The organism is Modestobacter sp. NPDC049651 (assembly GCF_040659695.1).
In the GTDB taxonomy this organism is placed as follows: Bacteria; Actinomycetota; Actinomycetes; order Mycobacteriales; family Geodermatophilaceae; genus Modestobacter.
In genome coordinates this window covers 108590-135528 of the sequence record NZ_JBFAOG010000002.1, presented here as the reverse complement: position 1 = coordinate 135528, position 26939 = coordinate 108590, and the positions used below count along the sequence as shown (strand labels likewise).

General features: G+C 76.0%; 20 protein-coding genes. 5 read left to right on the top strand and 15 right to left on the bottom strand.

Features of this window, described 5'->3' with window-relative positions; genetic code table 11:
- Positions 1–16 precede the first annotated feature (16 nt).
- The 5 genes from AB0J00_RS03985 to AB0J00_RS03965 form a co-directional block, all read right to left on the bottom strand.
- On the bottom strand, positions 17–1171 hold the full coding sequence (locus AB0J00_RS03985) for an acyl-CoA dehydrogenase family protein (protein ID WP_357740486.1): 1155 nt from the start codon (positions 1169–1171) through the stop codon (positions 17–19).
- Positions 1172–1234: 63 nt separating this feature from the next.
- Entirely contained in the window at positions 1235–1594 is a 360-nt protein-coding gene (locus AB0J00_RS03980; RefSeq protein ID WP_357740483.1) for a DUF6752 domain-containing protein, read from the bottom strand.
- On the bottom strand, positions 1591–3291 hold the full coding sequence (locus tag AB0J00_RS03975; RefSeq protein WP_357740480.1) for a class I SAM-dependent methyltransferase: 1701 nt from the start codon (positions 3289–3291) through the stop codon (positions 1591–1593). Before AB0J00_RS03975 ends, AB0J00_RS03980 begins: the two co-directional genes overlap by 4 nt.
- Before the next feature lie 117 nt (positions 3292–3408).
- A complete protein-coding gene (gene purE, locus AB0J00_RS03970) occupies positions 3409–3912 on the bottom strand; it encodes a 5-(carboxyamino)imidazole ribonucleotide mutase (protein ID WP_357740477.1) in 504 nt (167 codons plus the stop codon).
- Between the two features lie 4 nt (positions 3913–3916).
- Entirely contained in the window at positions 3917–5092 is a 1176-nt protein-coding gene (locus AB0J00_RS03965) for a 5-(carboxyamino)imidazole ribonucleotide synthase (RefSeq protein WP_357741339.1), read from the bottom strand.
- 149 nt (positions 5093–5241) lie between these two features.
- On the opposite strand from AB0J00_RS03965, the gene AB0J00_RS03960 reads away from it, so the two are divergent.
- Entirely contained in the window at positions 5242–5742 is a 501-nt protein-coding gene (locus AB0J00_RS03960) for a GtrA family protein (RefSeq protein WP_357740474.1), read from the top strand.
- Between the two features lie 111 nt (positions 5743–5853).
- Here AB0J00_RS03960 and AB0J00_RS03955 read toward each other — a convergent pair whose 3' ends face one another.
- The 4 genes from AB0J00_RS03955 to AB0J00_RS03940 form a co-directional block, all read right to left on the bottom strand.
- Positions 5854–8814, bottom strand: coding sequence for an SMC family ATPase (locus AB0J00_RS03955; protein ID WP_357740471.1), 2961 nt, complete (start codon positions 8812–8814; stop codon positions 5854–5856).
- The gene (locus AB0J00_RS03950) at positions 8811–9968 is read right to left on the bottom strand and encodes an exonuclease SbcCD subunit D (RefSeq protein ID WP_357740469.1); all 1158 of its coding nucleotides are present in this window, start codon (positions 9966–9968) and stop codon (positions 8811–8813) included. Before AB0J00_RS03950 ends, AB0J00_RS03955 begins: the two co-directional genes overlap by 4 nt.
- Before the next feature lie 90 nt (positions 9969–10058).
- Positions 10059–10730 carry a PH domain-containing protein gene (locus tag AB0J00_RS03945; RefSeq protein WP_357740466.1) on the bottom strand — a complete coding sequence of 224 codons (672 nt, stop codon included), beginning with the start codon at positions 10728–10730 and terminating at the stop codon, positions 10059–10061.
- A gap of 166 nt (positions 10731–10896) precedes the next feature.
- Positions 10897–11718: a biotin--[acetyl-CoA-carboxylase] ligase gene (locus AB0J00_RS03940; RefSeq protein WP_357740463.1), complete on the bottom strand. Its 822-nt coding sequence runs from the start codon at positions 11716–11718 to the stop codon at positions 10897–10899.
- 94 nt (positions 11719–11812) lie between these two features.
- Between AB0J00_RS03940 and AB0J00_RS03935 the strand changes: the two genes are divergently transcribed.
- From AB0J00_RS03935 to AB0J00_RS03920, 4 genes are read left to right on the top strand one after another with little or no spacing between them, the layout of a single operon-like run.
- Positions 11813–13441 (top strand): acyl-CoA carboxylase subunit beta, encoded by a 1629-nt coding sequence (locus AB0J00_RS03935; protein WP_357740460.1) that lies wholly within the window; start codon positions 11813–11815, stop codon positions 13439–13441.
- Positions 13438–13653, top strand: coding sequence for an acyl-CoA carboxylase subunit epsilon (locus AB0J00_RS03930; protein ID WP_357740457.1), 216 nt, complete (start codon positions 13438–13440; stop codon positions 13651–13653). Before AB0J00_RS03935 ends, AB0J00_RS03930 begins: the two co-directional genes overlap by 4 nt.
- Positions 13650–14252, top strand: a complete 603-nt coding sequence (locus tag AB0J00_RS03925; protein WP_357740454.1) for a Maf family protein — start codon at positions 13650–13652, stop codon at positions 14250–14252. Before AB0J00_RS03930 ends, AB0J00_RS03925 begins: the two co-directional genes overlap by 4 nt.
- A gap of 49 nt (positions 14253–14301) precedes the next feature.
- Entirely contained in the window at positions 14302–16074 is a 1773-nt protein-coding gene (locus tag AB0J00_RS03920) for a biotin carboxylase N-terminal domain-containing protein (RefSeq protein ID WP_357740452.1), read from the top strand.
- Positions 16075–16134: 60 nt separating this feature from the next.
- Here AB0J00_RS03920 and AB0J00_RS03915 read toward each other — a convergent pair whose 3' ends face one another.
- The 6 genes from AB0J00_RS03915 to AB0J00_RS03890 all read right to left on the bottom strand — a co-directional run bounded on the left by AB0J00_RS03915 (position 16135) and on the right by AB0J00_RS03890 (position 26912).
- Positions 16135–18783, bottom strand: a complete 2649-nt coding sequence (locus AB0J00_RS03915; protein ID WP_357740449.1) for a reprolysin-like metallopeptidase — start codon at positions 18781–18783, stop codon at positions 16135–16137.
- 125 nt (positions 18784–18908) lie between these two features.
- Positions 18909–20318 (bottom strand): NAD(P)H-quinone dehydrogenase, encoded by a 1410-nt coding sequence (locus AB0J00_RS03910; RefSeq protein ID WP_357740446.1) that lies wholly within the window; start codon positions 20316–20318, stop codon positions 18909–18911.
- A gap of 118 nt (positions 20319–20436) precedes the next feature.
- Positions 20437–21696 carry an acyltransferase gene (locus AB0J00_RS03905; protein WP_357740443.1) on the bottom strand — a complete coding sequence of 420 codons (1260 nt, stop codon included), beginning with the start codon at positions 21694–21696 and terminating at the stop codon, positions 20437–20439.
- A gap of 146 nt (positions 21697–21842) precedes the next feature.
- The gene (gene meaB, locus AB0J00_RS03900) at positions 21843–22826 is read right to left on the bottom strand and encodes a methylmalonyl Co-A mutase-associated GTPase MeaB (protein WP_357740441.1); all 984 of its coding nucleotides are present in this window, start codon (positions 22824–22826) and stop codon (positions 21843–21845) included.
- Positions 22816–25038, bottom strand: a complete 2223-nt coding sequence (scpA, locus tag AB0J00_RS03895; RefSeq protein ID WP_357740438.1) for a methylmalonyl-CoA mutase — start codon at positions 25036–25038, stop codon at positions 22816–22818. The genes meaB and scpA overlap by 11 nt, the downstream gene beginning before the upstream one ends.
- On the bottom strand, positions 25035–26912 hold the full coding sequence (locus AB0J00_RS03890) for a methylmalonyl-CoA mutase subunit beta (protein ID WP_357740435.1): 1878 nt from the start codon (positions 26910–26912) through the stop codon (positions 25035–25037). The genes scpA and AB0J00_RS03890 overlap by 4 nt, the downstream gene beginning before the upstream one ends.
- Positions 26913–26939 lie beyond the last annotated feature (27 nt).

The following is a 26939-nucleotide window of genomic DNA, read 5'->3' as shown; positions in this document are numbered from 1 at the left end:
GTGGGATCGGCAGGGCCTACCGCAGCAGGCTGCGCGCGATCACCATGCGCTGCACCTGGTTGGTGCCCTCGTAGATCTGGGTGATCTTCGCGTCGCGCATCATGCGCTCGACCGGGAAGTCCTGCGTGTAGCCGGCGCCGCCGAACAGCTGGACGGCGTCCGTGGTCACCTGCATCGCCACGTCGGAGGCGAAGGCCTTGGCCGAGGCGGACAGCCGGGTGACGTCGGGCCGCCCCTGGTCCCCCGCGGCGGCGGCGACGTAGACCAGGTGGCGGGCGGCCTCGATCCTCATCTCCATGTCGGCGAGCATGAACTGCACGCCCTGGAAGTCCGCGACGGCCGAGCCGAACTGGCGCCGCTCCTTGGTGTAGGCGACCGCGGCGTCGAGCGCCCCCTGGGCGATGCCCACGGCCTGGGCGCCGATCGTCGGCCGGGTGAAGTCCAGCGTGCGCAGCGCCGTCTTGAAGCCGGTGCCCTCGGCCCCGATGATCCGGTCGGCCGGGATGGTGCAGTCGGTGAAGTACAGCTCGCAGGTCGGCGAGCCCTTGATGCCCATCTTGCGTTCCTTGGGGCCGACGGCGAAGCCCGGGTCGTCCCGGTGCACGACGAACGCGGAGATGCCGTTGGCCTTCCTCCCCGGGTCGGTGACGGCCATGACCGTGTACCAGTCGGAGACGCCGGCGTTGGTGATCCAGGCCTTGGTGCCGTTGAGCACCCAGGTGTCACCGGCGCGGACCGCGCGGGTGCGCATCGCCGCGGCGTCCGAGCCGGCCTCGCGCTCGCTCAGGCCGTAGCTGAACATCGACTGGCCCGACGCGAGCGAGGGCAGCACCTGCTGCTTGAGCTCCTCCGACGCCGACAGGAGCACCGGCACCGAGCCGAGCTTGTTGACCGCCGGGATGAGCGACGCGCTGGCGTCGACGCGGGCGACCTCCTCGATGACGATGCAGGTGGCGATCGCGTCGGCGCCCTCGCCGCCGTACGTCTCGGGGACGTGCGTGGCGTGGAAGCCCGCCGCGGTCAGCGCCTTGCGCGCCTCGGCCGGGAAGCGGGAGTCGGCGTCCACCTCGGCCGCGTGCGGGGCGATCTCCCGCTCGGCGATGTCGCGGACGGCTTCCCGGATGGCCTCGTGCTCCTCGGTGAGCGCGTACAGCCCAGCGTTGTTACTCACGGGTAGATGCTAGCCGCGCCGCGGTGGCACAGGAAGCACCTCACCCGGCGCCCGACCCCGGTGTCAGAGCGTGTCGGCGCCGAGCCGCGCCAGCACCGCGGGGTCGATCTCCCGGTCGTGCAGCGGCAGGACGAGCTCGGTGACCAGGTCGGTCAGCTCGGCGACCCGCAGGTTCAGGCGCCGGGACTCGTGCAGCCCCTCCCGCAGCTCGCCGACCTCCGCGGCGAGCCGGTCGGCCTGGGCGGCCCGGTCCTCCAGGACGGCCAGGCGCTCCTCGGCCTGCGCCAGGCGGCGCGCGAGCTCCTCGTTCTGCTGGCGGAGCTCGGGCAGCCGGCCCTGCAGCTCCAGCGCGGCGGGGGCGAGCGCCCGGCGGATCAGCCGCACCGGGGCGGCGAGGGGGCGGGCAGCGGTCGGGTGGGTCATCGGGTCCTCCGTCGGAAGGTCAGGCGGCAGGTCTCCACGAGCCGCTCCTGCGGCGCGTCGAACCAGGTCATCGGCTCGATGCGGGGAACCGCCTCGGCCAGGTCGAGGCCGTGCCGCCGGGCCTCCTCCGTCACCTGGGCGACGGAGAGGTGGCGGTGCGGGGCGATGCCCGCGTAGCCGTGGTCGGTCACGACGTCCAGGTGCGCGGCGGTGCCGCGGCGCAGCAGCATCGAGCAGAGCCGGAAGACGTTGTCCCGGCCGCGGTCCTCCAGCGCGTTGAGCAGCCGCCGCCCGAACACGGTCCAGGCGACGGGCTCGGCCGCGAGCCGGGCCCCGAGCCGGACGACGGCGCGGCTGTCCAGCAGGTTCAGCACCTCGAGGTCCAGGTCCGCGCCCGCCAGGTCGGTGTCGGCGAGGTCGGCCGCCGCCTCCTGCGCCAGCCGGACGGCGTGCCGGGAGAAGTCGACGGCCCGCACGGTGCGGCCGGCGCGGGCCAGCGCGAGCGCGTCGGCCCCGAGCCCGCTGCCCAGTTCCAGGACGGCGGAGGACTCCGGGGTCTCGGCGTGCACCGCCCGGGCGAACGCGCTCATCCCCCCACGGGCGGGCTGCTGACCGTCCGGCGCCAGCAGGACGACGTCGTCCCACTGCTCGCGCTCGACGTTGTAGTCGGCGAACCAGCCGTAGAAGCGGTCGGACGTCGCCGCGGGGAGGTCGAACTGGTAGGAGGGGTCCGGGATGCGCCAGCCGTCGCCGAACAGCTGCTCCAGCATGAACTCCGGCCGGCGGGGCGCGGGCTCCGGCCGCCCCTCGACCGTGACCGTGCTGGGCGGGAGCAGGTCCTCGCGGCGGGCCTCCGCCCGGATCGGGAAGTGCTGGTGCCAGCGGCCGCCCAGGAGGAAGCCGGTGAAGACGTCGACGTAGTGGTCCGGGGCGCCGTCGTGGTCCCGGACGACCTGCAGGTGCCCGACCGACAGCCGGAGGACGTCGTACCCGGCGGCGCGCAGCGCGCGCCCGAGCCGGAAGTTCTCCAGCGTGACGTCGGCGGGGTGCTCGTGCCCGCTCAGGTACGCGAGGTCGGCGTCGTCGTCGTGGGGCATCACCCGGCCGTTCTCGCGGACCGGGCCGAGCAGCGTCCCACCGGTGACGTAGACGACGTCCCCCAGCTCCCGCTGGACGACCTCGCGGATGCCGTCCATCGAGTCCAGCATCCGCTCGACCAGGCCCTCGGGTGCGTCGGCGAGGGCGTGGCCGAGCCGGCCCCACTTGTTGACCACGAGCGGCCGGCCGTAGCGGTCGGCCAGGTCCAGCGGCCCGGTGCCGCCGCCGAGCTCGACCTCGGTCTCCGCGGTGCCGGCCGCCCCCACCTCGCGCAGGCCGACGCGGAACCGGCCGCGCAGCCACGGGACCAGCGCGGGCGGCCACGGCTGGGCCCGCCGCACGCCGGCGGCGACGGCCGACCGGCCCGGACCGTCCGGCAGGGGCGCGTCGGACTCGGTGAACGACCAGACCCGGCGGCCGTCGAGCAGCACGTCGAACACCCGGGCGCCGGCCGTCGGGACCTCGTAGACGAGGCCGCTGACGGACACCTCGACGAGCTCGACCGCGGGCCGGTGCGTCCGGGCCGTCGGCCGGGCGTCGGCGGCCGAGCGGGGGCGCGGGCTCCGCAGCGTGCGGACGGGGGTGCTCTGGACTGCCACGCAGCCGAGTGAACAGGGCGGCCCCGCCGCCCGGCCGCAGCCTCCTGCGTGTCCCGCTTCAGGCGTTCCTGGGGCCCCGTGAGTCACACGCGTGACGGGACGGTCCCCCTCGGGCCGTCAGCTCCCGGCCAGGCGCTCCTGCAGCCGGGCGTCCCGCTCGACCACCGAGTCGGCGAGGTCGGCCTGGAACCGCTCGACCGCCGCGAGCAGCGCCGGGTCGGCCGCGGCTAGGACCCGGACGGCGAGCAGGCCGGCGTTGCGGGCGCCCCCGATGCCGACCGTGGCGACCGGCACCCCGGCCGGCATCTGGACGATCGACAGCAGGCTGTCCAGGCCGTCGAGCCGGTCCAGGGCCCGCGGCACCCCGATGACCGGCAGCGGGGTGGCGGCGGCGACCATGCCCGGCAGGTGCGCCGCTCCCCCGGCGCCGGCGATGAGCACCCGCAGCCCGCGGCCGGCGGCGGCCTCGGCGTAGTCGAGCATCCGGCGCGGGGTGCGGTGCGCGGACAGCACGTGCACCTCGTACGGCACGCCGAACTCCCGCAGCGCGGTGGCGGCCGGCTCCATGGTGGGCCAGTCGGAGTCGCTGCCCATGACGATGCCGACGACGGGGTCGCTCATGCGGTCAGTGCTCCTCGGCGAAGGCGAAGGCCGGGTCGACGACCCCGTCGGCCAGGTAGCGGGCGGCGGCCACCGCGCGGGCGCGGACCTCGTCGAGGTCGGTGCCCAGCGCCGTGACGTGGCCGAGCTTGCGGCCCCGGCGCTGGCCCTTGCCGTACCAGTGCAGCTTCACGTCGGGCCAGTGGGCCATGAAGTGGTGCACCCGCTCGTCGATGCCCGGACCGGACCACCCGTCGTCCGCGGCCCCACCGCCGAGCACGTTGGCCATCACGACCACCGGCGCGGTCATCGACGTGTCGCCCAGCGGGTAGTCCAGCACCGCCCGCAGGTGCTGCTCGAACTGGCTGGTGCGGGCGCCCTCGATGGTCCAGTGGCCGGAGTTGTGCGGCCGCATCGCCAGCTCGTTGACCAGCACGCCGTCGGCGGTCTCGAACAGCTCGACGGCGAGCATGCCGACGACGCCGAGGCGGTCGGCGATCCGGACGGCGAGCTCCTGCGCCGCGGTGGCCCGCTCCTCGGGCAGCCCCGGCGCGGGTGCGTAGACCTCGTTGCAGACGCCGTCGCGCTGCACCGTCTCGACGACCGGCCACACCGCGACCTGGCCGAACGGCGAGCGGGCGACCTGCGCGGACAGCTCGCGGCGCATCGCCACGCGCTCCTCGGCGAGCAGCGGACCGTGCCGCTCGATCAGGTCGGCGACCGCGTCGGGGCCGTGGACGACGAACACGCCCTTGCCGTCGTAGCCGCCGCGCGGGGTCTTCAGCACGATCGGCCAGCCCACCTCGTCGGCGAACACGGCGGCGTCGTGGACGGTGCCGACCTCGGCCCAGGCCGGCTGCGGCTCGCCCGCGTCGGCCAGCGCCCGGCGGAGCACCAGCTTGTCCTGCGCGTGCACGAGCGCGGCGGGGCCCGGCGCGACCCGGTGGCCGGCGGACTCCAGCGCCCGGAGGTGCTCGGTGGGCACGTGCTCGTGGTCGAAGGTGACCACGGTCGCCCCCTCCGCCAGCGCCTGCAGGTCGGCCAGCTCGCGGTGGTCGCCGAGCCGCACGTCGGCGGTGACCAGCGCCGCGGACTCGTCGGTGCTGGTCGCCAGCACGCGCAGCGACTGGCCCAGCGCGATGGCCGCCTGGTGGGTCATCCGGGACAGCTGGCCGCCGCCGACCATCGCCACGACGGGCAGCCCGGTGCGCGGGTCGAGCCCGGCCGGGACGCCGTCCGCTCGTGCTGCCGGTGCGACAGGACCGACACCGGCGACGCGTGGGACTGAGGGGACGGACACATGCTCACGTTAGCCGTCGCGGGGTCGCCGCCAGCACGTACTCTCGACCGGTGAGCTGGAGAGACGTGCAGAGCCGGCTGCCCGAGAAGTGGCAGACCGCGGTCAAGGAGGTGTCGGCCTTCCTCGTGGTCGGCGGGTTCTGCTTCCTGCTGGACCTCGGCGTGTTCCAGCTGCTGTACGCCGAGCTCGGCGTCGGCGCGGTCACCGCCCGCCTGTTGAGCACCGTGGTGTCGGGCGTCGTGTCGTACTACGCGCACCGCTTCTGGTCGTTCTCGCACCGGGCGCGCACCGGCGCCAAGCGGGAGAGCACCGTGTTCATCGGGGTGAACGTGTTCACCCTCCTGCTCAACATCGGGGTGGTGGCGTTGGTCCGCTACCCGCTGGGCCAGGAGAGCGCGCTGGTGCTCCAGGCGGCCAACATCGGGTCGATCATCGTCGGCACGGTCATCCGGTTCTTCAGCTACCGCCAGTGGGTCTTCGTCGCGCCCGACAACCCGGCCGCGGTCGACCCGCGGTTCGCGCAGCCGGCGCCGATGGACCGCGCCGCCTGACCGACCCCCGTTCCACCGCCGAGAGGGGCGGGCAGGCCGTGGCCTGCCCGCCCCTCTCGGCGTTCCGGGCCCCGGCGTGCGGCAGCCCGGTGCGCGGAGGCCCGGTGCCGGTCAGGCGACCAGCCGGGAGCCCGCCCGGCTGGTGACGACCTCCAGCCGGCTGGTGATCCGCTGCCGGAGCTCCTCGACGTGGCTGATGACGCCGACCGTGCGGCCGCCGCGGCGCAGCTCGTCGAGCACGGTCATGACCGCGTCGAGGGCCTGCGGGTCGAGGGTGCCGAAGCCCTCGTCGACGAACAGGGTGTCCAGCTGCACGCCGCCGCTCTCGGCGGTGACGACGTCGGCCAGGCCCAGGGCCAGCGCCAGGCTGGCCATGAAGCTCTCGCCACCGGAGAGGGTCTTGGTGGGCCGGCGGGTTCCGGTGTACTCGTCGAGGACGTCCAGCCCCAGACCGCCGCGGGCGCCGTGCCGGCCCTGGGCGTCGCTGTGCTGGAAGGTGTAGCGCCCGCCGGACATCTCCCGCAGCCGGCGGCTGGCCACCTCGGCGACCTGCTCGAGCCGGGCGGCGAGCACGAAGGACTGCAGCCGCATCCGCAGCGTGTTGGCGCCCCGGCCGGTGACCAGGTCGGCCAGCCCGGTGACCTGCTCGGCGACCGCGCGGCGCTCGTCGAGCTCGACCTCGGCGCCGGTGAGCTCGGCGGACAGCGCGTCGAGGGCCGCGGCCCGCCGCCGGCAGTCCTCGGCCGCGGCGACCGCCGCCTCCCGGGACGCGGTCGCCGAGCGGCAGGCGCCGGTGAGCGAGGCGACGTCGGGGCGCGGGCCCAGGTCGGCGAGCTCGGGCTCGGCGAGCCGGGCGGTGGCGGCGGCGCGCTGCGCGTCGTGCTCCTCGACCCGGCGGGCGGCGGTGGCGGCACGGGCCGGGTCGAGCAGCGCGTCGGCGGCGGCGATCAGGTCGGGGAACCCGAGCGCGGCGACCCGCTCCTCGGCGGCCTCCCGGGCCTGGCCGGCGGCGGTGCGGGCCCGCAGCTCGTCGCCCTCGGCCTGCACCAGCGCCTCGCAGCGCTCCGCGGCGGTGGTGAGCCGCCGGATGCGGGCGTCGAGGTCGGGGTCGTCGCCGCGGGCGGCGGCCAGCCGGGCGGTGACCTCCTCGGCGGCGGCGCGGGCCGCGGCCACCTCGGTGCGGGTGACGCCCAGCTCCTCGCGGGCGGCGGCGAGCGCGGCGGTGGCCGTCTCGCGCCGGCGGGTGAGCTCGGCCAGCCGGTCCCGCGCGGCGTCGAGGGTGCCGGCCAGGGTGGCCGCGGCGCGCTCGTCGGCGACCGCCGCGTCGTGCGCGGCGGACAGCTCGGCCACCGGTGCGGTCCCGGCCTGGGCGGTCAGCTCGGCGAGCGACCGCTCTGCCTCCCCCAGCGCGTCGCGGGCGGTGGCCAGCTCGGCCTCCAGCGCCTCGGCGCGCTGCCGGGCGGTGTCCTCGTCGGCTCGGGTGACCTGCTCGCCGGCCCGCTGCGCGGGGGCCGGGTGCTCGGTGCTCCCGCAGACCGGGCAGTCCTCCCCGGGCACCAGGCCGGCGGCGAGCTCGGCGGCCATCCCGTCGAGCCGCCGGGTGCGCAGGTCGTTCCAGCGCTCGCGGGCGTCGTTCCAGCGCTCGTGCAGGCGGGCGACCGCGGCGCGCTGGTCGCCGACCCGGGGCGCCAGGTCGGCGGCGGCCCGGGCGGCGGTGAGCGCGGCCCACGAGGCGGTGACGGTGGCCCGCAGCCCGGGCAGCCGGGCGGCCGCCTCCCCCGCCGCGGCGACGGCGGCCTCCTGGGCGGTGACCTGCGCCGGCCAGCCGGCCAGCTCGGCCTCCTGCCCGCCGACCCGGGCGGTGAGCTCGGTGACCCGCCGTTCCCCGGTGCGCACCTGCCGGGCGAGCTGCGCGGCCCGCTCGACCTCGGGCAGCAGGGTGCGCAGCCCGGCGACCTCGTCGCGCAGCTCCCGGGCGCGCAGCCCGTCGGCGGTCTCGCCGGGAGCCACCTGGGCCCAGGACCGCCGGGCCGCGGCGAGCACCTCCTCGGCCTGCTCGGCGGCCAGCGCCGCGCGGCCGGCGGCCTCGAGCACGTCGCGGGCGGGCTCGGCCCGGCGGCCGGCGTCCAGCCGGGCACGCAGCGGCGCCAGCTCGGGCTGCTCGGCGTCCAGCCGGGCGAGCTCCGCGCGGGCCCGGTCCCGGCGCACGTGCCGCTCCTCCTCGGCGCGCGCGGCGGCCAGCTCGGCGTCGGCGCGGGCGACGTCCGCGCCCGCCTCCTCGGCGGCCGTCCCGGCGGCCGTCCGCTGCCGGGCGGCGTCGGCGCGCAGGCGGGCCACCCAGGCGTTGGCGCGGGTGCCGGGCGCCACCCCGAGCAGCTCGGGCGCCAGCTCCTCGGGCACGGCGGCCTCGGCCACCTGGGCGACCCGGGCGATGACACCGCTGGTGCGCACCCGGACGGCGTCCAGCTGCCGCTGGGCGGTGGCCCGCTCCCCGGCCAGCCACTCCTCGGCGGAGGCGAACCGGCCGACGTCGAACAGGGTGCGCAGCAGCTTCGCGCGGTCCTCCGGCTCGGCCCGCAGGAACCGGGCGAAGTCGCCCTGCGGCAGCAGCGCCACCTGGCAGAACTGGTGGACGTCGAGCCCGAGCCGGGTGCGCAGGTGCTCGGAGCCCTCGTCGATGCGGGTGCTCACCGGCTCCCAGCCACCGTCGGTGAGCCGCTGCACGGTGAGCTTGGCCTGCTCGACCGTCCAGCCCTCGCCGCGCTTCTTGGGCCGCTGCTGCTCGGGGCGGCGGGTGACCAGCAGCCGCTCGCCGGAGAGGGTCAGCTCGCAGCTGACCTCGGTGCGGACGTCGACGCCGGCGTGGTCGCTGCGCAGCCGCTTCTCCTCGCCGCGGGCGCCGGGGACGGTGCCGTAGAGCGCGAACACGACCGCGTCGAGCAGCGTCGTCTTGCCCGCGCCGGTCGGGCCCCACAGCAGGAACAGGCCGTCGGCGCCGACCTCGTCGAAGTCGACCCGCTCGGTGCCGGCGAACGGGCCGAACGCGGTCAGCTCGAGGTGGTGCAGCCTCACCGGGTCACCTCGACCCGGTCGGCCGCGCCGAGCGCGCGGGCCAGCAGCTCGCGCTCGGCCGCGGTGGCGGCGACGCCGCGGACGTGGCTGACGAACTCCTCGGCCACCTCGACGTCGCTGCGGCCGCGCAGCCGCTCCTGGTAGCTGCGGCCGTCGTCGACGGCGGCGCCGCCGGACCACTCGAGGTGCACGCAGTGCGGGAACCGGCCGCGCAGCTGGCGCATCGGGTCGGTGGGCCGGACCGGGTCGGTGAGCCGGGCGGAGACGAAGTGGTCCTCGACCGGGGCGTGCGCCGGGTCGGCCAGCAGGTCGGGCAGGGTGCCGGTGAGCACGGTCAGCGGGCGCGGCACCGGCAGCGGCGCGGGCCGCACGTCGGCCAGCCCGGCGGCGTCGAGGTCGACCAGCCAGGCCTGCTTCTGCTGCCCGGCCTCGCCGAACGAGTAGGCCAGCGGCGAGCCGCTGTAGCGCAGCCGCGGGGTGAGCGTCTGCGGCCGGTGCAGGTGCCCCAGCGCCACGTAGTCGACGCCGTCGAAGACCGGGGCCGGCACCAGGTCGACCCCGCCGACGCAGATGTCGCGCTCGCTCTCGCTGGGCAGCCCGCCGCCGACGAAGGCGTGCGCGAGCACCACCGAGCGCACGCCCGGCCGGAGGAGCAGGTCGGCCCGCACCCGGTCCATCGCCGCCGTCAGCACCGCCTCGTGGCTGCGGCCGAGCGCGGTGCCGTCGAGGCCGAGCTCGTGCCGGGCGACCTCCGGCTCCAGGTAGGGCAGCCCGTAGACGGCGACCTCACCGTGCTCGTCGCGGAACAGCACGGGCTCGTCGAGCGCGGGCGTGGCGGCGCGCACGTGCAGCCCACCGGCGGCGAGCAGCTCGGAGAAGGTGCCCAGCCGGCGGGCGGAGTCGTGGTTGCCGGGGGTGAGCACGACCTCGGCGCCGGCGCGGCGCAGCCGGGCGACGGCCCGGCTGAGCACCGCGGTCGCGTCGGCGGAGGGGACGGCGCGGTCGTAGACGTCACCGGCGACGAGCACCACGTCGACGGACTCGCCGGCCACCACCTCGGCCAGCCGCGCCAGCACCGCCTCCTGCTCCGCGAGCAGGTCGGTGCCGTGCAGCGACCGCCCGATGTGCCAGTCGGAGGTGTGCAGCAACCGCATGCCCGCGACGGTAGGTGGCCCCTCCGACAGAACCGGTGCCCCACGCCGGGACGAACCGGTCCGGGCTGCCCGGGCGGGCCGTGAGGTGCGCTACTGCCGCCGGGTCGGGCCGCGGCCCCAGCGGTCCGGGCCCTCGTCCGGCTGCCCGGACCGGTCCTCGCCGCCCGCCCAGTCGTCGTCCGCCCACCCGTCGTCCGCCCACCCGTCGTCGTCCGGGGCGTGCCAGCCGCGGGCGTGCTCCCCGATGTAGCCGGCGCTCTCCCGCGCCCGGCGGTCGGCGTCCTCCTCGACCAGCTGGTTGACCAGCTGCTGCACGCTCTCGCTGTCGGGGACCGCGCTCAGCACGGTGGGGCCGCCCTCGCCGGCGGTCTCCAGGGTGACGGTGCCCGAGCGGATCAGCCGCTGCCACAGCGTCTGCCGGTAGGAGACGTCGGTGATCCGGCTCAGCCCGATGTCCCGGCCGGTCCGCGACAGCACGCCGTGGCGCCAGAGCAGCCGGTGCGTGGTGATCACGTAGTGCGTCGTCCGCCAGCGCAGCAGGGGGCGGGCCACCACGACCAGCGCCAGCAGCAGCGCGGCGGCGACGAGGACCAGCCGCCAGACCCCCTGGTCGCGGCCCGCGGGGACGAGGGCGCAGCCGAACGAGGCGGCGCCGACGATCAGCAGGAACCAGACGATCGGCCAGAAGACGGTCGTCCAGTGCGGGTGGAGGTGGCTGACGACCTCCTCGTCCTCGGCCAGCAGCTTGTCCGGGTACGGCATCCCGCCAGGATGACCGACCGCCCGCCGCGGGTCACGGACCGGCGCGCGACAGCGCGCTCGGTGGGCTCGTCGCGGGGCCGGACGCTCCCGACGAGGACGCCGGCAACGGCTCGGCGCAGGCCGTGGACGGCACCTGGCCGCGGTGTCGGCCGGCAGGCCGACCGGGTCACAGCCCCCGGACGTGCCGGACGTCGCCGGCGGCGAGCTCGACGACCCCGCCGGAGGTGCGGACGACGAGGCGCCCGTCCCAGTCGACGGACTCCGCGACGCCGTCCAGCGCCGACCCGTCGGGCAGCGTGACGGAGACCTCGGCGCCCACCGTGGAGCACCAGGCCAGGTAGTCGCGGGCCAGCCCGGAGGCCACCGGGTCGCCCAGCGCGGCGACCCACGGCAGGTAGCGCCGCTCGAACGCCCGCAGGAAGCCCAGCAGCACCGCGCCGCGGTCGACCGGGCCGCCGGTCTGCAGGGCCAGCGATGTGCCGGTGGCGGGGAGCTCGTCGGCGCGGGTGGAGACGTTGAGCCCCACGCCGACCACCACCGCGGACCCGGCGGTCTCGGCGAGGATCCCGGCGAGCTTGCGGCCGTCGGCGGCGAGCAGGTCGTTGGGCCACTTGAGCGAGGCGCGCACGCCCGCGGTGTCCCGCACCGACTCGGCCAGCGCGACGCCGGTCAGCAGCGACAGCCACCCGCGCCGGGCGGCGGGGACGTCGGGGCGCACGAGCAGCGACACGGTCAGGCCGGCCCGCGGCGGCGACGTCCAGACGCGGTCCAGGCGCCCCCGGCCGGCGTCCTGGTGCTCGGCGACGAGCACCGTGCCCCCGGCCGCGTCGGCGGCGGCGGCCGCGAGCTCGGCGTTGGTGGACCCGGCCCGCTCGACCACGCGCAGCTCCCGCCACACCGCGCTGCCGGCCGTGAGCTCGGTCGAGAGGGCCTGCTGGTCCAGCGCGGGCCGGTCGCCGGCGGGCGTGGAGAGGTCGGGTCCCGGCACGTCACCTACGCTACGGCTCCGTGAGTGAGCATCGCAGCGAGCGCCAGCGAGCGAGGAGCGGAGCGAACGGCCTCGCGGAGCGAGGTGTGTCGCGATGAGTGCGGCTGAGCTGGAGAGCGCCGGGGACCACGTCCCCGAGGGCATCGACATCCACACGACCGCCGGCAAGCTGGCCGACTTCGAGCGCCGGGTGCGCCAGGCCACGCACGCCGGCTCGGAGCGGGCGGTCGAGCGGCAGCACGCCGCGGGGAAGATGACCGCGCGCGAGCGGATCGAGGCGCTGCTGGACCCGGGGTCGTTCACCGAGCTCGACGAGTTCGCCCGGCACCGGTCCACGAACTTCGGGCTGGACGCGAACCGGCCCTTCGGCGACGGCGTCGTCACCGGCCACGGCACGATCGACGGCCGTCCGGTGTGCGTCTTCTCCCAGGACGTCACCGTGTTCGGCGGCAGCCTCGGCGAGGTCTACGGCGAGAAGATCGTCAAGGTGCTGGACCTGGCGGTGCGCACCGGCTGCCCGGTCATCGGCATCAACGAGGGCGGCGGCGCGCGCATCCAGGAGGGGGTGGTCTCCCTCGGCCTGTACGCGGAGATCTTCCGGCGCAACGTGCACGCCTCCGGCGTCGTCCCGCAGATCTCGCTGGTCATGGGCCCCGCGGCCGGCGGCCACGTCTACTCCCCCGCGCTCACCGACTTCATCGTGATGGTCGACAAGACCAGCCAGATGTTCATCACCGGCCCGGACGTGGTGAAGACCGTCACCGGCGAGGACGTCACGCTCGAGGAGCTCGGCGGCGCCCGCACGCACAACACCAAGTCCGGCGTCGCGCACTACCTGGCCGAGGACGAGGCCGACGCGCTGGACTACGTGAAGGCGCTGCTGAGCTACCTGCCCAGCAACAACCTCGACCCGCTGCCGGCCCTCGAGGTCGCGCCGGTCGACGCCGCGCTGCCCGAGGGGCTCACCGGGACCGACCTCGAGCTGGACACGTTCATCCCGGACTCGGCGAACACCCCGTACGACATGCACGAGGTCGTCACGCACGTCCTCGACGACGGCGAGTTCCTCGAGGTGCAGGCGCTGTTCGCGCCGAACATCCTCACCGGCTTCGGCCGGGTCGAGGGCCGCCCGGTCGGCGTCGTCGCCAACCAGCCCACCCAGTTCGCCGGCACGCTGGACATCGACGCCAGCGAGAAGGCCGCGCGCTTCGTGCGCACCTGCGACGCGTTCAACGTCCCGGTGCTGACCTTCGTCGACGTCCCCGGCTTCCTGCCCGGGACGTCGCAGGAGTGGGACGGCATCATCCGGCGTGGGGCCAAGCTGATCTACGCCTACGCCGAGGCCACCGTCCCGCTGATCACCGTCATCACCCGCAAGGCCTACGGCGGCGCCTACGACGTGATGGGCTCCAAGCACCTCGGGGCCGACGTGAACCTGGCCTGGCCGACCGCGCAGATCGCGGTCATGGGCGCGCAGGGCGCGGTGAACATCCTCTACCGCCGGGAGCTCGCGGCCGCCGAGGACCCCGAGGCCCGCCGCGCCGAGCTGATCACCGACTACGAGGACGCGCTGCTGTCGCCGTACGTCGCGGCCGACCGCGGGTACGTCGACGCGGTGATCCCGCCCTCGCACACCCGGCTGCACGTGGTCCGCTCGTTGCGCCTGCTGGCGAACAAGCGCGAGACGCTGCCGCCCAAGAAGCACGGGAACGTGCCCCTGTGAGCGGGGACGTCCCTCTGCTGCGCGTCGTGAGGGGCACGCCGGACGCCGAGGAGCTCGCCGCGCTCACCGTCGTGGTCGCCGCGCTCTCCCAGCAGCGCCGTCCCCGCCGCCGGTCGGTGGCCGTGGGTGGCTGGGGCGAGCGCAGCGCGCTGTTCGGCACGCTGCCGCGCACCGGGCCCGGCGCCTGGGCCGCCTCCCGGAGGCCGGTGTGAGCCGCCGGCTGGTGCTCGCGTCGCAGTCCCCGGCGCGGCTGCAGCTGCTGCGCCAGGCCGGGCTGACGCCGGAGGTGCTGGTCAGCGGGGTCGACGAGACGGCGGTGACGGCGCCGCGGGTCTCCGACCTGGTGGCCCTGCTCGCCACCGCCAAGGCGCAGGCGGTGGCCCAGGACGTGGCCGACGCCCTGGTGGTCGGTGCCGACTCGCTGCTGGAGTTCCGCGGCCGCCCGCTGGGCAAGCCGACCGACGCCGACGACGCGCGCACCCGCTGGCGCCGGATGGCCGGCCGCAGCGGCACCCTGCACACCGGTCAGGCGGTGCTCGACGTGCGCGACGGCCAGGTGGCCGCCCGGGACGTCGGCGTCACCTCGACCGTCGTCCACTTCGCGCAGCCCACCGACGCGGAGATCGAGGCCTACGTGGCCACCGGTGAGCCGCTGCAGGTGGCCGGGGCGTTCACCCTCGACGGGCTGGGCGCCTCGTTCGTGCGCCGGATCGAGGGCGACCCGTCGTCGGTGATCGGGTTGTCGCTGCCGCTGCTGCGCACCCAGCTGGGCCGGCTCGGCGTCCCGATCACCGACCTCTGGCAACGCTGACCGCGCCCCTGCCGACCTCGACACCCGCCCCCTCGAAGGAGAACGACCCGTGCAGAAGGTCCTCATCGCCAACCGCGGCGAGATCGCGGTGCGGGTGGCCCGCGCGTGCAAGGACGCGGGGCTGACCAGCGTCGCGGTCTACGCCGAGCCCGACCGCGACGCCCTGCACGTCCGGGCCGCCGACGAGGCGTTCGCCCTCGGCGGCACGACGCCGGGCGACTCGTACCTGGTGATCGAGAAGATCATCGCGGCGGCGCAGCAGTCCGGCGCGGACGCCGTCCACCCCGGCTACGGCTTCCTCTCGGAGAACGCCGGCTTCGCCCAGGCCGTGCTCGACGCCGGGCTGACCTGGATCGGCCCGTCGCCCCAGGCGATCATCGACCTCGGCGACAAGGTCGCCGCGCGGCACATCGCCACCCGGGCCGGCGCCCCCCTGGTGCCCGGCACCAAGGACCCGGTCGAGAACGCCGACGAGGTCGTCGCCTTCGCTCGCGAGCACGGCCTGCCGGTCGCCATCAAGGCCGCCTTCGGTGGCGGTGGCCGCGGCCTGAAGGTGGCGCGCACGCTCGAGGAGATCCCCGAGCTGTTCGACTCCGCCGTCCGCGAGGCGGTCTCGGCGTTCGGCCGCGGTGAGTGCTTCGTGGAGCGGTTCCTGGACAAGCCCCGCCACGTCGAGGCGCAGGTGCTCGCCGACACGCACGGCAACGTGGTCGTCGTCGGCACCCGCGACTGCTCGCTGCAGCGGCGCAACCAGAAGCTGGTCGAGGAGGCGCCCGCCCCGTTCCTCACCGACGAGCAGCGGGCCCGGATCCACTCCTCGGCCAAGGCCATCTGCGCGGAGGCCGGCTACGTCGGCGCCGGCACCGTCGAGTACCTGGTCGGCACCGACGGCTCGATCTCCTTCCTGGAGGTCAACACCCGGCTGCAGGTCGAGCACCCGGTCAGCGAGGAGACCTCCGGCATCGACCTGGTGCGCCAGCAGTTCCGCATCGCCGAGGGCCTCCCGCTGGAGATCACCGAGGACCCCGCGCCGCGCGGGCACAGCATCGAGTTCCGGATCAACGCCGAGGACCCGGGCCGCAACTTCCTGCCCGCCCCCGGCCCGGTGACCCGGCTGGAGATCCCGCAGGGGCCCGGCGTCCGCTGGGACTCCGGGGTGGAGACCGGCGGTGAGGTGGCCGGTGCGTTCGACTCGATGCTGGCCAAGCTGATCGTCACCGGCGCCACCCGCGCCGAGGCCCTGCAGCGGGCCGCCCGCGCGCTGGACGAGCTCGTCGTGGAGGGCATGGCGACCGTCGTGCCCTTCCACCGGGCCGTCGTCCGCGACGCGGCCTTCACCAGCGAGCCGTTCACCGTGCACACCCGCTGGATCGAGACCGAGTGGGACAACCAGGTCCCGCCCTACGTCGCCGTCCCGGCCGAGCAGGCCGAGGAGGCGCCGCGGCAGACCGTCGTGGTCGAGGTCGGCGGCCGCCGGCTGGAGGTGTCGCTGCCCGCGGGGCTCGCGGCCGGCGGCGGTGCCGGGGTGGGCGGTGGAACGACCGCGGCGGCGGGCGGTGCCAGGCCGCGCAAGCGCGGCAGCGGGCACGGCGGCAGCGCCGCGTCCGGTGACTCCCTCACCTCGCCGATGCAGGGCACGATCGTGAAGGTCGCCGTGGAGGACGGCGCGACCGTCGCCGCCGGTGACCTGGTCGTGGTGCTCGAGGCGATGAAGATGGAGCAGCCGATCACCGCGCACAAGGCGGGCACCGTCAGCGGGCTGTCCGCCGAGGTCGGCGCCACGGTCAGCAGCGGCGCCGTCCTCTGCACGATCGCGGACTGAGCACGGTCGCGGACCGAGCAGGGTGGTCCGGCTGCCGGTCCGCGGACCGGCAGCCGGACGTCAGCGGGTGATCGACCCGAACTGGAAGTCCGCGCGCAGCCCCGCCGCCGTGCGGTAGGTGGCGGTCACCGGGAAGCCGAGCGCGGCGGGCCCGCCGCGGGCGAGGTAGTCGGTGAGGACGGCGCCCCGCAGGTCGCGCGCGCCGGTGGACGGCGACCAGTAGATGCTGCCGAACTGGAACGCGGTCATGGAGCCGCCGGTGAGCCAGGTGTCGTCGCCGGTGGGGAGTCCGAGCGGGCCGGCGGCCGCCCCGGTGGACTGCCACCAGCGCAGCAGCTCCCCGGCGACCGCGTGCGCGCCGGTGCCGGCCGACCAGATCACGTCGCCGTACTGGAAGCTCGAGTACCAGGCACCCGGCACCCGCCGGTCCGTGCCCTCCTCGCCGACCGGGTAGCCCAGCCGCGCGGGGCCGCCGAAGGCCGCGTACTTCGCCGCGATCGCGCCCAGCACCGCGTGCGCCCCCGTCGCCGGCGACCAGTAGACCGCCCCGCCCTGGAACGTCGTCACCGAACCGCCGGCCAGCCAGCTGTCGTCACCGGTGGGCAGACCCAGCCGGCCCGCGGCCGCGCCGAGGCGCTGCCACCACCGCAGCAGCTCCCCCACCACCGCGTGCGCACCGGTGCCGGCCGACCAGATCACGTCGCCGCGCTGGAAGTTCGAGTAGTACGTGCCCGGCGCGCGGAGGTCCTGGCCCTCCTCGCCCACGGGGAAGCCGAGGCGCGCGGGGCCGCCGAAGGCCGCGTACTTCGCCGCGATCGCGCCCAGCACCGCGTGCGCACCGGTCGCCGGCGACCAGTAGACCGTCCCGCCCTGGAACGTCGTGACCGAGCCGCCGGCCAGCCAGGAGTCGTCACCGGTGGGCAGACCCAGCCGGCCGGTGGCCCCACCGAGGCGCTGCCACCACCGCAGCAGCTCCCCCACCACCGCGTGCGCACCGGTGCCGGCCGACCAGATCACGTCGCCGTACTGGAAGTTCGAGTACGAGGCGCCCGGCACCCGCGGGTCCGAGCCCTCCTCGCCGACCGGGTAGCCCAGCCGCCCGGGCCCGCCGAAGGCGGCGTACTTGGCCGCGATGGCCCCGCGGACGGCGTGCGCGCCCGTGGCCGGCGACCAGTAGACCGAGCCGCCGGTGAGGTCCAGCCGGCAGCCACCGGCGGGCAGGCCGCAGGTGTAGGAGCCGACCGGGTCGCCCAGCGGCGCGGTGCGCAGGTAGCCGGTGATCGCGGTCAGCGCGGCGGCCGGCACCCCGGAGCGCACCTCGACGGTCGCCCCGTCGGCGTCGGCGGACCGCACGATCACGCTGAAGCGCCCGCCGGCCACCGGCACCGCGACGCCCACCGGCAGCGCGGTCGCGTAGTCACCGGCCCAGCCGCTGCGCGGCGAGGGGGTGGGGTCCAGCAGCAGCGAGGTGCTGTCGCCGTCGTCGAACGACGCCCGCAGCAGCACGCCCTGCTGGAGCCGCGGCGCGTTGGCGCTGGTGCCCAGCCAGGCGTCGCGGCCGCCGGGGGCCGCCGCCCGGTACTCCAGCCAGTTCGCCCGGCCGGCCTCGTCGTCGAGCCGCAGCGCCCACGTGCCCGACGCGACCCGGGCGTCGAGCCGGGCCAGCGTGAACGTGCCTCCGCCGGCGGGCACCGTCGCGACCGAGCCGGCCGGGAGGGCACCGAGCAGCGCGGCCTGCGCCACGTTCAGCGAGCCGACCGGGCCCCACGAGTAGCCCATGACGTCGTAGTAGTCGCGGTAGGACTGCACCTGGCAGGTGCCGGAGTCGACCGCGCCGTCGCACTGCCGCGCCGACGAGTGACCCAGGCCCAGGTTGTGGCCGAGCTCGTGGGCGACCACCGAGAGCTGGTCGTCGCGCACGTAGGCGAAGGCGCCACCGCCGCCGCCCTGCTCACCGATCGTGCCCAGCCCGTAGGCGCAGCCGGGGGTGTTCTTCGGGACGTAGACGAGCAGGTGCCGGCCGGGACCGGCCGTCCAGTGGGCGGCCGCGGCGGCGTCGGCCCACAGGCTCCACGGCGAGGCGCAGGTGGCGGCCGAGGGGGTCCAGTCGGCGCCGGCGACGGCGGAGAAGCGGACCGCGCCACCGGTCTGGCCGGCCCAGAAGTCGTCGACCGCACCGTTCACCAGCGCGGTCACGCCGGCGAGGGTCGCGGGGTCGGCGGCCTGCTGCGCCGCGGCGCCGGCGGGCACCACCATCGCGACGGTGACCTCGTGCACGACGCTGCCGGCCGCGGCCAGCGGGGTGCCCGGGTCGGTGGTCGGGGGCGCGACGACCTGCGCGGCGACGACGTCCCGGGCGGGTGCCAGGCCGTCGGTGCTCGCCTCGTCGCGCACCGTGCCGCCGAGGGTGACCCGCACGGTCGAGCCGGCGGCCAGGTGGTCGACGTCGTCGGTCGGCACCCGGACGGCGGCCGTGTCGTCGGTGCGCACCCAGCTGAGCAGCGGCGGCTCGCCGGTGGCGCCCTCGTCGTGCTCCGGCCCGGGGTCGGCGTAGCCCTGCACCAGCTCCCCGACGACGGTGCTGCCGGTGCCCGGGGCGGTGTCGGCGCGGGCCGGGACGGGCGCGGCCAGCACGGAGGCGGCCACCAGCGCGCCGGTGGTGGCCAGGAGGGCCACCCGGGCGGATCGGGTGCGGACGGCGACGGGCACGGCGGAGCTCCAAGTCGAGAGGGACCTGGTGCTCCATCGGCGTCCGGGCGCCGCGGCTTGAGCGCGGCCGTCAGGCGCGCTGCGCCGGCCGGGTGGCGGCGGGCCCGGTCGGCCCGCCGCCGGTGTCAGCTGTGCTCGTCGTCGATGCCCATCAGCCGGCGGCCGGCCTCGGTGATCGACCCCGACAGCGAGGGGTAGATCGCGAACGTCTGGGCGAGGTCGGCGGCGGTGAGGCCCTTGGTGACGGCGAGCGCGATCGGCAGGATCAGCTCCGAGGCGCCCGGCGCCACCACGACGCCGCCGATCACGACGTCGGTGGACCGGCGCGCGTACAGCTTGATGAACCCGTCGTGCAGGTCGCCCATCTTCGCCCGGGCGTTGGTGCCCAGCGGCAGCCGCACGACCTCGACGTCCGCACCGTCGGGCAGGGTCTTCTCCTGCACGCCGACGGTGGCGATCTCCGGGTGGGTGAAGACGTTGGCCGACACGGTCTTCAGCCGGATGGGGGCCACCGCCTCGCCCAGCGCGTGCCACATCGCGATCCGGCCCTGCATGGCCGCGACCGAGGCGAGCTGGAAGACGCCGGTGACGTCGCCGGCGGCGTAGATGCCCGACGTCGTGGTGCGGCTGACCCGGTCGACGACGACGTGGCCGGACGGCGTGAGCTCGACACCGCACGCCTCGAGGTTCAGCCCGGCGGTGTTGGGCACGGTGCCGACGGTCATCAGCGCGTGCGAGCCCTCGACGACGCGGCCGTCGGTGAGCTCGACCCGCACGCCGTCGTCGGTGCGGGTCACCTTGTCGGCGCGGCCGCGCTCGGCGATCCGCCCGCCGCGGGACTGGAAGACCTTCTCGACCACGGCGGCGGCGTCGGCGTCCTCACCGGGGAGCACCTGGTCGCGGGAGGAGACCAGGGTCACCGGGACGCCGGCCTCCAGGTAGCCGGAGGCGAACTCGGCGCCGGTGACGCCGGAGCCGATGACCACCAGGTGCTCGGGCGGCTCGGTGAGGTCGTAGACGTCGCGCCAGGACAGGATCCGCTCGCCGTCGGGCTCGGCGCCGGGCAGCACGCGCGGGTCGGCGCCGGTGGCGATGAGGACGACGTCGCCCTCGAGCTCCTCCGCCACGCCCCCGTCGGCGCCGAGCACCTCGACCCGGTGCACGGTGAGGTTGCGGATCTCGTCGGACAGCCGCGCCGCCCCGGCGATGATCCGGACGCCCTCGGACTCCAGGCGGTGGTGGATGTCGGCGGACTGGGCCTTGGCCAGGTGCTGGATCCGGCTGTTGACCGCGGTCAGGTCGAGCTCGACGGTGGCCGGGTCGGTGCCGCGCAGGCCCAGGGCGGCCGAGTCGCGGACGGAGGTCATCGCGCCGGCGGCGGCGATGAAGGCCTTGGACGGGACGCAGTCGGACAGCACGCTGGCGCCACCGATGCCGTCCCGCTCGACCACGGTGACCTGCGCACCGAGCTGGGCGGCGACGAGCGCGGCCTCGTAGCCGGCTGGTCCGCCACCGATGATCACCACGCGGGTCATTGCTGCTGCTCTCCAAGCTGGACGTCGTGTGCTGTGTGCTGAGTTGCAGCACCCATTGTCCCCGCTGCACCCGCTGCCCCGCGCGACCGACGCGGACGACCCGTTCCCGGCCCGGCGATCAGCCCGGCTGCCGCCCGGACACCGGCGCCGCCTCGGGCGGGACACCGGCGGGCCGGGGGGCGGGTGGCAGGTCCCGCGCGGGCCGGACCGGGTGCCGCGGCGGCGCCGGCGGCCCGGCCGCGGGCTGCGCCGCCGGGTGGCGGGGCGCCGGGACGTGCCGGCCGGCGGCGGGGACCCGGAGCTGCTCGAGCTCGCGCTCGACGGCCCGCCGCAGCCGCCGGCCGAGGGGCCGTTCGACGCAGCGGTGCACCGCGTACGCCAGGCAGAGCATCCCGAGCACGACGAGCGGGACCGCCAGGTGCGCCGGCACGTACTTCGACAGGCCGTGCAGCACGACCCAGCCGATGTCCTGGTGGACGAGGTAGAGCGGGTAGGTCAGCGCGCCCAGCACGGTGAGCCACCGCCAGTCCACCCGGGCCACCGGGGTGAGCGTCACGACGACCACCGCCGCGATGCAGCCGGTGAGCAGCACGGCCAGACCGCGGACCGACACCGGGTGGCCGGCGACGTCGATCGACCACTGCACGTAGTAGGTGGCCGACACCCACAGCGCGGCCACGTAGTTGAGGCCGAGCAGGAGGCCGGTGGGCGCGTTCCAGCCGTGCTGGTGGACGAGGTACAGCAGGATGCCGAGGCAGAAGAACGGGGCGTAGTGGGGCTCGAGCAGGGCGGTGAGCAGCGGGCTGCCGGTCTGCAGCGCCAGCGCCCCGAGCAGCGGCCAGGCGAAGCACAGCGCGAGCAGCCGGGCCCGGGTGATGCCGAGGCCCACCAGGACCAGCAGCAGCAGGTAGAACTTCAGCTCCACCCAGAGCGTCCAGTAGACGCCGTCGACGTCGCGGACGCCGAAGGCCGACTGGAACATGCTGAGGTTCACCGCGACGTCCGTGCCGGTCAGGTCGCGCCAGGCGGGCACGATCGGCCACAGCTGGACGACGGCGCCGGTGAGCAGCACGCCCACCCAGTAGGCCGGGTACAGGCGCCCGACCCGGGAGGCGATGAACTGCGCGGCCGACCGCCCCTGCGCGCTCATCAGCACGACGAAGCCGCTGATGATGAAGAACAGGTACGGGCCGAAGCCGCCGTAGACGGTGAACCGGCTCAGCGACGGGAAGACGGTGCGCACGCTGTCACCCCAGGCGCCGCTGTCGCGCCCCGTGTAGTGGAAGGCCACCACGGCCAGCGCCGCGACGAACCGGAGCGCGTCCAGCGCCCGCATCCGCTGGGCGCCGGTCCGGACGTCGGTCCCCCCGCGGGCCACCGCACACCTCGTCTCTCGCGTCGGCGGCACCCGCGACCCGGGTGCGTCCGGCCGACCCGCCGAGGCTAGGTCGGCGCCGGCCGGCACGGGGCAGCCGGCGAGGTGTCTGTTCCCCACGGTGGGCGTGGGACGACTGGGACGCGGAGTCAGGCCTCGGGGCCGGCGAGGAAGGCGTCCAGCAGCTGCCGCGCGGCCAGCGCGGGGGTCAGCTCGCCGGCCGTGACCGCGGCCTCCAGCCCGGGCGCGAGCGACCGGACGCCGGGGTGGGTGCGCAGCCGGTGCTCCAGCCCGTCCCGCACCAGCTGCCAGGTCCAGCGCACCTGCTGGTCGCGGCGCCGGCGGTCGAGCTCGCCGCCGGCGCGCAGCCGGTCCTGGTGACCGACGACCGCGGCCCACACCTCGTCCAGGCCGGTGCCGGTGAGCCCGGCGCAGGTCAGCACCGGCACGTCGTCGCCGGGCCCGCGCAGCACCCGCACCGCCGTCCGCAGCTCCCGGGCGGCGACCCGGGCGTCGGACTCCCCCGGCCCGTCGGCCTTGTTCACCGCGATCACGTCGGCGATCTCGAGGATGCCGCGCTTGATGCCCTGCAGCTGGTCGCCGGTGCGGGCCAGGGTGAGGAACAGGAACGTGTCGACCATCTCCGCGACGGCGATCTCCGACTGGCCGACGCCCACGGTCTCGACGAGCACCACGTCGTAGCCGGCGGCCTCCACGACCACCATCGACTCCCGGGTCGCCTGCGCGACCCCGCCGAGCGTGCCCGCGGTCGGCGCCGGCCGGATGAACGCGTGCGGGTCGACGGCGAGCCGGCTCATCCGCGTCTTGTCGCCGAGGATCGACCCGCCCGACCGCGCGGACGACGGGTCGACGGCGAGCACCGCGACCTTCGCCCCCGCCGCGGTCAGCCGGACGCCGAGGGTGTCGATGAACGTCGACTTCCCGACCCCGGGCACCCCGCTGATGCCCACCCGGCGGGCGTTCCCGGCGTGCGGCAGCAGCTGCACGAGCAGCTCCTGGGCGGCCGCCCGGTGGTCGGTGCGCCGCGACTCGACCAGCGTGATCGCCCGCGCCACCGACCGCCGGTCACCGGCCAGCACCCCCTCGACGAGGGCGGCGACGTCAGTGGCCAAGGCGGGACGACAGCGTGCGCAGCAGCTGCTGGGCGGCGTCGGCGATGACCGTCCCCGGCGGGAACACCGCCGCCGCGCCCATCTCCTCCAGCCGCGGCACGTCGTCCGGCGGGATGACGCCGCCGACCACGACCAGCACGTCGTCCGCGCCGAGCTCGGCCAGCGCGTCGCGCAGCGCGGGCACCAGGGTGAGGTGCCCGGCGGCGAGCGAGGAGACGCCGACGACGTGCACGTCGGCCTCCACCGCCTGCCGGGCGACCTCGTCCGGCGTCTGGAACAGCGGGCCGACGTCGACGTCGAAGCCGAGGTCGGCGAACGCGGTGGCGATCACCTTCTGGCCGCGGTCGTGCCCGTCCTGGCCCATCTTGGCCACCAGGATGCGCGGCCGGCGGCCCTCGGCCTCGGCGAACTCCTCGGCCATCCGGCGGGTCTCGGCCACGGGCCCCGAGGCACCTGCTTCGTCGCGGTACACACCGGAGATGGTGCGCACCTGACCGGAGTGCCGCCCGTACACGGCCTCCAGCGCGTCGGAGATCTCCCCCACCGTCGCCTTCGCCCGGGCCGCGTCGACGGCGAGCTTGAGCAGGTTCGACTCCAGCGACGGGCCCCGCCGGCCCTCGGCGGCGGCGCGGGCGGCGTCGGTGAGCCGGCCCAGCGTCTCCTGCACCGCGCGCGGGTCGCGGGAGGCCCGCAGCTCGGCGAGCTTCGCCTTCTGCTGGGCGAGCACGTCGGCGTTGTCCACGCGCAGCACCTCGACCGCCTCGTCGGCGTCGACCCGGTACTTGTTCACGCCGATCACCGGCTGGCGCCCGGAGTCGATCCGCGCCTGGGTGCGGGCCGCGGCCTCCTCGATGCGCAGCTTCGGGATGCCGTCGTCGATCGCCTGCGCCATGCCGCCGTGTGCGGCGACCTCCTGGATGTGCCCCCACGCCCGGCGGGCCAGGTCGTAGGTCAGCTGCTCGACGTACGCCGACCCGCCCCACGGGTCGATCACCCGCGTCGTCCCGGACTCCTGCTGCAGCAGCAGCTGGGTGTTGCGGGCGATCCGGGCGGAGAAGTCGGTGGGCAGCGCCAGCGCCTCGTCGAGGGCGTTGGTGTGCAGCGACTGGGTGTGGCCCTGGGTGGCGGCCATCGCCTCGAGGCAGGTGCGGACGACGTTGTTGTAGACGTCCTGCGCGGTCAGCGACCAGCCCGAGGTCTGCGAGTGGGTGCGCAGCGACAGCGACTTGTCCGCCCGCGCGCCGGCCTCGCGCACCAGCTTCGCCCACAGCAGCCGCCCGGCCCGCAGCTTGGCGACCTCCATGAAGAAGTTCATGCCGATGGCCCAGAAGAACGACAGCCGCGGTGCGAACACGTCGACGTCCAGGCCGGCCGCCGTGCCCGCCTGCAGGTACTCGACGCCGTCGGCGAGCGTGTAGGCGAGCTCCAGGTCGGCCGTCGCCCCGGCCTCCTGGATGTGGTAGCCGGAGATGGAGATCGAGTTGAACCGCGGCATCTCGGTCGAGGTGAACGCGAAGATGTCGCTGATGATCTGCATCGAGGGCCGGGGCGGGTAGATGTAGGTGTTGCGGACCATGAACTCCTTGAGGATGTCGTTCTGGATCGTCCCCGTGAGCTGGTCCGGGCCCACCCCCTGCTCCTCCGCCGCCACCACGTAGAGCGCGAGCACCGGCAGGACGGCGCCGTTCATCGTCATCGACACGCTCATCCGGTCCAGCGGGATGCCGTCGAACAGCTGCCGCATGTCCAGGATCGAGTCGATCGCCACCCCGGCCATGCCGACGTCTCCGACCACCCGCGGGTGGTCGGAGTCGTAGCCGCGGTGGGTGGGCAGGTCGAACGCGACCGACAGGCCCTTCTGCCCGGCGGCGAGGTTGCGCCGGTAGAACGCGTTGGACTCCCGAGCGGTGGAGAACCCGGCGTACTGGCGGATCGTCCACGGCTGCGTCGTGTACATCGTCGGGTAGGGCCCGCGCAGGTAGGGCGGGACGCCCGGGTAGGTGCCCAGGAAGTCCGGTCCCAGGTAGTCGATGCCGGCGAGGTCGTCGGGGGTGTGCAGCGGCGGGACGGCGATGCCCTCGGGCGTGTGCCAGGTCGCGTCGGCCACCCCCTGCCCGGTGGCCCGCGCGTAGGCGGCCGCCCAGTCCGCCGCCGTCGCGTCGCTCGCCGGCGGACCGAGCTCGAGGCCGCCGAAGTCGGGGATCGCGCTCATCGCTGGACTCCCAGCTGCTCGAGGACCGTGGTGAGGACGGCGAGGGCGTCGCACCCCGCCGACAGGTGCCCGTCGACGCCGTCGACCTCCGCGGTGCCGGCCAGCCACACGTGCTCCGCACCGGCGGCGCGCAGCTCGGCGGCCAGCGCAGCAGCCGACCCGGCGTGGTCCGGGTCGGTGCCGCAGATGCAGGCGACCGTGGTGCCGGCGGCCGCGAACCCGGCGGTGCCGTCGCCGGCCGGGGTGGCCAGCCCGCCGGCCTGCAGCAGGTTCGCCGCGAACGTCGCGCGGGCGGTGTGCCGGGCGACCGGCCCGAGCGTGGCCAGGTACACGGCCGGGCGCGGCTCGCGCGCCTCGACGGCGTCGCGCAGCTCCTCGAACCGGGCCGCGGCGCGCACCCGGGGCAGCCCGCCGGCGGGCCGCACCCGGGCCTCGGGACGGCGGACCGGCAGCACCTCCGCCGGGTTCGGGAACTCGCTGACCCCGGTGACGGCCTCGGTGCGGTGCGCGAGCCGGTCCAGCCGCTGCGCCCAGGCGTCGCCGATCCGGTCGGCCACCAGCCCGGAGTCCAGCGCCGCGGCCAGCCCGCCGGCCCGCTCGACCTCGGTGAACCAGGCCCACGCGGCCTGCGCCAGCGACTCGGTGAGCGACTCGACGTACCAGGAGCCGCCGGCCGGGTCGAGCACCCGGCCGAGGTGCCCCTCCTCGACCAGCAGGTTCTGGGTGTTGCGGGCGATCCGGCGGGCGAAGGCGTCGGGCAGGCCGAGCGCGGCGTCGAACGGCTGCACCGTGACGACGTCCGCGCCACCCACGCCCGCGGCGAAGCAGGCCACCGTCGTGCGCAGCATGTTCACCCACGGGTCGTGCCGGGTGGTCATCACCGAGGAGGTGACCGCGTGCTGGCGCTGCGCGCGGGCCGCCGGCGCGGCGCCGCTGGCCTCGCCGACCCGGTCCCACAGCCGGCGGGCGGCGCGCAGCGCGGCGATGGTGGTGAACTGGTCGACGGTCGCGCTGTACCGGAACTCCAGCTGGCCGAACGCCTCGTCGACGGGCAGGCCGCCGTCGGTGAGCGCGCGCAGGTAGGCCACCCCCGCCGCCAGCGAGCAGCCGAGCTCCTCGACCGCGGAGGCGCCCGCGTCGGCGAAGACGGTGGCGTCGACGACGACGGTGCGCCAGCCGGCCGGGGCGCGGCGGGCGAGGTCGGCCAGGCCGGTGAGGTCCTGCGGCTCGCCGGTGGCGGCGTGCACGCCGATCGGGTCGAGCCCCAGGCAGCCGCCGGGCGCGAGGTCGGTGCGCCCCTCGACGAGCCGGAGGAACGCCTCGGCGGCTGCCGCCGACCCGCCCGCCACCCCGGAGCCCTCGAGGGTCAGCGGCGCGAGGTCGAGGTAGACGTCGGCGAGCACCTCACCGAGCCGGTCGGCCGGCAGCGCGCCCTCGCCGACGACCAGCCACAGCGACGTGCCGCCGTTCTCCAGGTCGGCGGCGACGGCCTCGCGGGTCAGCGCGACGTCCGGGTCGGCGTGCCGCTGCCGCACGTCCCAGCCGGCGGGGGTGTTCCCGTTCGCGGCTCCTGCGCGGGCGCCGCGGACGAACGGCGGCAGCCCGGGGACGCCGACGGCGCGCGGGAGGTCGGCGGCGTCCTCGGCGGTGTACAGCGGGGCGACGGTGACCCCGGTGGCGACCGGCCGGCGCAGCGCGTCCTCGACCGGGTCGGGCAGCTCCTCGACGCCGGACCTCCGCAGCACCCCGGCCACCAGCTCCCGCCACTGGTCACGGGTCGCGGCGGGGAACTCCGCGGCCAGCGGCAGCTCGGCCGGGGCGTCCGGCTCGGCCGGCGGCGGACCGCCCGGGCTCGCCGGCTGGGTGGAACGCATCGTCGGGTCCCGCCTCTCGTGCTGGTG